This is a genomic window from Stieleria sedimenti, from assembly GCF_025060895.1.
Lineage (GTDB): Bacteria > Planctomycetota > Planctomycetia > Pirellulales > Pirellulaceae > Stieleria > Stieleria sedimenti.
Genome location: NZ_JANZKV010000105.1, coordinates 37,149 through 42,772, shown reverse-complemented (window position 1 = coordinate 42,772; position 5,624 = coordinate 37,149). Strand labels below are relative to the sequence as shown.

At 60.8% G+C, this 5,624-nt stretch carries 4 protein-coding genes; 2 read left to right on the top strand and 2 right to left on the bottom strand.

All coding sequences use genetic code 11. The features are described 5' to 3' along the window. Positions 1-270: 270 nt before the first annotated feature. On the bottom strand, positions 271-1,299 hold the full coding sequence (locus NZK35_RS14885; RefSeq protein WP_407699794.1) for a beta-ketoacyl-ACP synthase III: 1,029 nt from the start codon (positions 1,297-1,299) through the stop codon (positions 271-273). A gap of 224 nt (positions 1,300-1,523) precedes the next feature. Between NZK35_RS14885 and NZK35_RS14880 the strand changes: the two genes are divergently transcribed. Then, entirely contained in the window at positions 1,524-2,537 is a 1,014-nt protein-coding gene (locus NZK35_RS14880; protein WP_259633325.1) for a S26 family signal peptidase, read from the top strand. A gap of 39 nt (positions 2,538-2,576) precedes the next feature. Here NZK35_RS14880 and NZK35_RS14875 read toward each other — a convergent pair whose 3' ends face one another. Beyond that, the gene (locus NZK35_RS14875; protein WP_259633324.1) at positions 2,577-3,461 is read right to left on the bottom strand and encodes a DUF6655 family protein; all 885 of its coding nucleotides are present in this window, start codon (positions 3,459-3,461) and stop codon (positions 2,577-2,579) included. 669 nt (positions 3,462-4,130) lie between these two features. Here NZK35_RS14875 and NZK35_RS14870 point away from each other — a divergent pair. Continuing rightward, on the top strand, positions 4,131-5,501 hold the full coding sequence (locus NZK35_RS14870; RefSeq protein WP_259633323.1) for a carboxypeptidase-like regulatory domain-containing protein: 1,371 nt from the start codon (positions 4,131-4,133) through the stop codon (positions 5,499-5,501). Positions 5,502-5,624 lie beyond the last annotated feature (123 nt).

The window sequence follows — 5,624 nt, the reverse complement described above, 5'->3', positions numbered from 1 at the left end:
TGTCTAGCCTTGAGGCCAATACCGCTAAGTTAAGCGTCGTATCTTCAGATGAGGGCCCGTAGGCTCGCGCCAAACGGCTGATATTCGTTTGACATCAGCCGGTTCGCGCCAGCGTCCGGGCCCCCTCATTCATGTTAACTTAGCGGTATTGGCCTTTAGGCGATTCCCGGTCGCTGCGACGCAGCGACAGCGGGCGGCTAAAGCCTGCACACCAACAATTATGCCCGCGCCATTTGAGTCAGGCACCCCAAGTTAAAAGTTGACGAAGCACTAGAACCGCAGCAGCGCGGTCCCCCAAGCCAGTCCGCTTCCGAATCCGCACAGCAGCACGTAGTCACCACGCTTGATCCGACCCGCGCGAATCGCTTCATCCATCGCCAGCGGGATGCTCGCCCCGGATGTGTTTCCGTAGCGATCCAGATTGACGAACACTCGGTCCTTGGGAACGCCCAGGTCGGAGACGGCGGAGTCGATGATCCGCTGGTTGGCCTGGTGCATGATCACCAACGCCAGTTCCTCGGCGTTGACTTGGGCCGCCGCGAGCACGTCTTTTGCACTTTCATCAAAGACGCGAACGGCCCACTTGAACACGTTCCGCCCATCCATCTTCATGTATTGCAGCCCCTCGCGAAGCGCTCCTTCGGTCAGCGGTAAACGGGTTCCGCCGGCGGGAATGCATAGCATTTCACCTCCGCAACCTTCGCTGCCGAGTTGATACGACAAGATTCCCGAAGGCCCGTCGGCATCGGCTTGTTCGACACCGCCGTCGTCAGGGCAACGAGAATCGTCCGGGCCGATCAGGACCGCGCCGGCGCCGTCACCGAACAACGGATAGGTCTTCTTATCATTGGGATCGATCGTTCGGCTCATTAAATCGGCACCGACAACCAACACCCGTTTCGCGTTGCCGGCGGCGACGAACTGGGCACCAGTCGCCAGCGCGTAGACGAACCCCGCACAGGCGGCGCTCAGATCCATCGCAGCGGCGAAGGCGCCGAGTCGCTTTTGCAGGTGACACGCCGTTGAGGGCGTGAAGTGATCCGGGGTGATCGTCGCAACCAGAATCAAGTCGACTTCGTCGACCGAGACCGACGCGTCGGCCAGGCAGCGGACGGCGGCTTCATAGCAAAGGTCGCTCGTCGCCTGATCCGCGGTCGCGTGACGTCGCTCCAAAATCCCCGTGCGTCGAACGATCCACTCGCTGTCACATCCCAGCGCCGCCAGGTCTTCGTTGGTGACCACCCGGTCCGGGACGTACGATCCGCAGCCCCAAATACGAACGCCCGGCAGCGATCCCATGCGCCCCCGCGTTTCAGGTTGGTGGCGGAATTCCAAGTCGTCGCCGCTCGTCGAATCAGTGGCTTGCGGCGATCGTTTGGTTCGGTCAATCGTGGTCGGGTCGGGCATCACTGGAGTCTTCATCACGCGACTGGCATCATCGAAATCCCGCTCGCACTGCGTTGAGCGGTGGCGACGGAGTATAACGGGGGCTCGTTTTTCCCGTCAGGTGATCACTTTTCACGATGAAACCTCTCGCCCGTCGAAGTCTGCCGATCGTCGCGATCCTGATCGGCGTCGTCGTTTTCTCTGTCGCGTATCGTTGGGGCAGACGATCCGCCCAGCCGAATTCGGCGGCGAGCGATTCGGCCCTACGCCCCGCCAACGACCGCGCCTCCCTCCCCTCGGTGTTTCGGATCGCCGGCGACTCGATGGCACCCACGCTGGTCGACGGCGACGTTTGTCAGCTCGCCGATTGTGGCACCCTGCAGATCGGCGATGTCGTGGCAATCCGCTGGGGCGGCAAGCGTCACGTCAAACGCGTCGCGGCTGTCGGGGGAGACGTCCTGGATCGCGCCGAGGGCAGACTGACCGTCGGCGGATGGCGGCTGGAAGATCTGCTCGCCGAGCGCGATGCGGACGAGTTTCTGACACCGGCGCTGGTGCCGGTCAGTTCGCAACCGAACCACTGGAGCCGTGACGCCGGGGTTCCCAGCCGTCTCGTCTACGGGCATCGCAACACCCACCAGGCCGGCCGAATCACTCCGGTGATGGACGACTACCCGATCAACCAAACCGTGCGACGAGTCCTGAACCGAGTCGATCGGCTGGTCGTCGAGATTCGAGCCAAGACGCCCACCGTTGTTCCCGAGGCTCCGTTACGTGTCTTCTTTTTTGATGACGAGCGATCGATGGTGTCCACCACCAGTCGCGGCGGTTGGGCTCGCTATCGCGATGCCGTTGCCGATCACGCTGCCGGGACCGAAGGAAGAAGCGACCAGCTCGGAATGCTGGATGCGGCCCATCCGGTCGCCGTCGACTTGGACGAGCAGCAAGCATCACGGTACACGCTGCGTGTTTATCGCGAAATCGAATATCGCGACGATCGACCGAGCGGCAACGTGAATTATCCGGTCACCCTAGGCGATGAAGAAGTCTTTGTGGTCGGAGACAACGTTCCCGTTTCGGTCGACAGCCGAGCCCTCGGCCCCCTGCCACGCACTGCCATCGAAGGACAAATCCTCAAGCCAAGCCGTTGATCTCAAAACTAACTGCTAACTGCTAACTGCTTCGCGGTTTCATTGCGGCGGCTTCTTCGGCTTGTCGTCGCCTGCCGCCTTGGCCACCTTCGGCGGCTTCTCCTTCTCCGCAGGCTCCTCAGGCTTGTCCGAGGGTTCCAATTCCGGTGGCGTCGGGATCGCTGACTCTTGCGCCTCGTCGCTCGAAGCGATCATGCCGTGGCCTTTACCGACGTCGCCGAATTCCGGCCATCCTTGGTTGAACCGCGTTTCGGCGGTGTAGTCCACCGAAGGACGCTCATAGTCTTCGGAAACCGATGCGTTTCGACTCCGTCGGCCGAATGCAATGCCGCTGCCGACCAGCTTGGTTTTTTCTCGGATTGTCCCTCCCTGAAACGGCCCGATCCCCATCACCCATGTGTTTTTAGCTGTCGCGGTCGAATGACGGACGCCCGATTGCCAAATCGGTTTGCGGGTTTCACGGTCGTAGGCAAAGGCGGCGATCTTGGCGGCCGCTTCGCGAGCCTCGCGTCGGGCCACGGAGATCTCGGGCAACGTGGGGATCGTCGGGGCGCCCGGGATGACACTGGCTGCGCTGTTGAGCGAGTTGTTTTCCGGAATCCCGTACGTCACCTGATGCTCATCGGCACCCAACGCACCGATTCTCGCTTCGATGATGACGTCAGACTCGTTGGCCGAGTCCTGTAACAGACAGCCCGCGGCCAGGATTTGCTGACGCAAGGCACTGATCACGTATTCCGCGTTGACAAAGCCGACACTCTTGACCTGTCGCAGGTAGCTCGAATCGAGGTAGACCTTGCGACCCGAGAGGGGACGAAAGTCCATGTGCTGGATGCCGCGATCGACGGCATCACTGACGACCAATTGCTCGGTTGCCTCGTACTGACGCGTCGTGCCGCAACCGGACAGTGCCAGAATCAGCAAGCTTGAGACCAAGAGGCCCCGCGTTGCTAGCAGGCATCGTAATCCGGCAGCGTGAAACATCTGGTGCAAAGGCAGGCGAAGCGGTGGGAGATCGAGCGGGAGCCGGCAGTCCGGCGTGAACTGTCACTGTTAACGAGTCCCACCGGCCCCTGACAAGTCCGGTTCTGGCTGCAGCGCCCAGCGGGGACAGAGCACCTTGAAAATGCGGGAGATTGATTTGCAGTCACTTCCAAGGTTTCACAGTTGCAATGCTTGCAATTCCGAGCTTGCGCCCTGTCCCCGTGCCGAGGGTCTCCCCGTGCCGAGGGTCTCCCCGTGCCGAGGGTCTGTCCCCACAAGGGGCGTGTCCCCACAGGGCGCCGGGGACAGGGCACCGTTGAAGATGCAAGGGATTGATTTGCTGTCAATTACGGCGCTGCAATGCCTGCAATGCCGAGCTGGTGCCATGTCCCCATTCGGTGCGCCATGTCCCCATTCGGTGCGTCGCCGCGCGGTCAATCTTTCGATAACGCAACAACTGGCCTAAGAAAACCAGCTTGGAAGCGTCCAATGACCGAAGGTGCGGTGTAGTTTGCCAATCCTCACGAGGTGGCTTACCCTGTTTCAAGCATCACCGTGTCGCGGCAGCCCCTGGCGACCGGCATCGGTGAACAAACCATGGAGATGACCATGCTTCGATTTTTTCTGACCGCGTTCAGTTTGCTTGTCGCAATGCTGACGCCCGCGTCGGCGCTGATCACCGGCGGCAAAGACGAGCCCGTGAAAGTCCAGGGTCTACCGGACGGCTCGCTGCCGCTGGCAAACTTGAAAACGCGAATCGCTTGGTGGGAAGGCCCACCCTTCGGCGGTGGCCAATATCACTTCGAGTACTCCGGCACGACAAGCGATCTGCAAGCGGCCATCGACCTGTTTGCCCAGCTCGATTCCGATCGCAAGCAGTTGATCGTTCGCAGCGGCGTCCAAAATAGTTTCTGGCTGAACCTGACCGACAAAACAAAACCGCAAACGATCGATTGGCAATTCATGGTGTGGCGTCCGTCCAACTGGCAGCAACTGCGCGGCGCCAAAGCGGGCCTGTTGCCGCCGGGGGAAGAAGGCGACGGCCCCAAGACCGAACTGGTGGTGTATGTGAGCGAGCGGATCGAGTGGAAGTCACTGGTGATTCCGCCGACGCTGACGGTGGTCGATGAACGCTTGGAATCCAATGGACTCTCGCTCGATCAAGGTGCCGTGCTCGAGGGCCACATCCATGATTCCGAAGGGGGCGCAATCGTCGGAGCGACGATCACGATCGGCAAGGAATCGGTTCAAGTCACGTCAACGAGCGATGCCGAAGGGGCGTTTCTGGCGACCCAAATCCCCGCAGGCACCCATCGGGTCGTGGTCGGCGCCCAAGGATTTGCATCCAAAGATAAATACTACCATTCGTTCACAAAGTCGACCTTCAAAAGGATGGATGCAACCTTGGCTAAAGCCGCCAAGGTGCCCGTACGTGTGGTCGATGACCAAGGCAAACCACTCGACGGCGTCGAGATCCGAGTCGCAGTCTGTCTCGATCGCTCGGGAGATTTCTATCGTCTCGCCGGCGAACATCAATACACATCGGATGCGTCCGGCGAGTTTGTGTTCACCGATGTGCCCCACGGCAAACTCAAGTTCAGCAGCCGAACTCAAGGCTACTACTACAACTCGGTGTTGAACGAACACGATACCGCCGAGTCACCGATTGTCTTGACTTTATCGCCGACCGGAACGGTCAAGGTGTCCGTCGCCGCCGTCGACGGCCAACCGGTGACAGCAAAGTACATTGTTGAAATCGAAGAGGCCGGGCTCGACAGCGACAAAGACGCGACGGTGGGCAGATGGGGCGGTTCGGCCAACATCGGCGGCGACGGCAGCTACACGTTCAAGAACGTTCCAACAGGCGAGTACATCATCAGCGGCAAACCGAACCCCGGCCGAAGCGCCGATCGGACGGATCCGGCAACGGTCCACATCAAGGGGCAGGACCAGCACCACGTCAAGCTGACGGCGAAGTGAGGCGCGGCGTCGTGCCGGCGATGAAGCATGCCCACCGATGGCTCGGAATTCAGCAACCGTTGGTGTCTAGCCTTTAGGCGATTCCCGGTCGCTGCGAGGCAGCGACAGCGGGCGGCTAAAGCC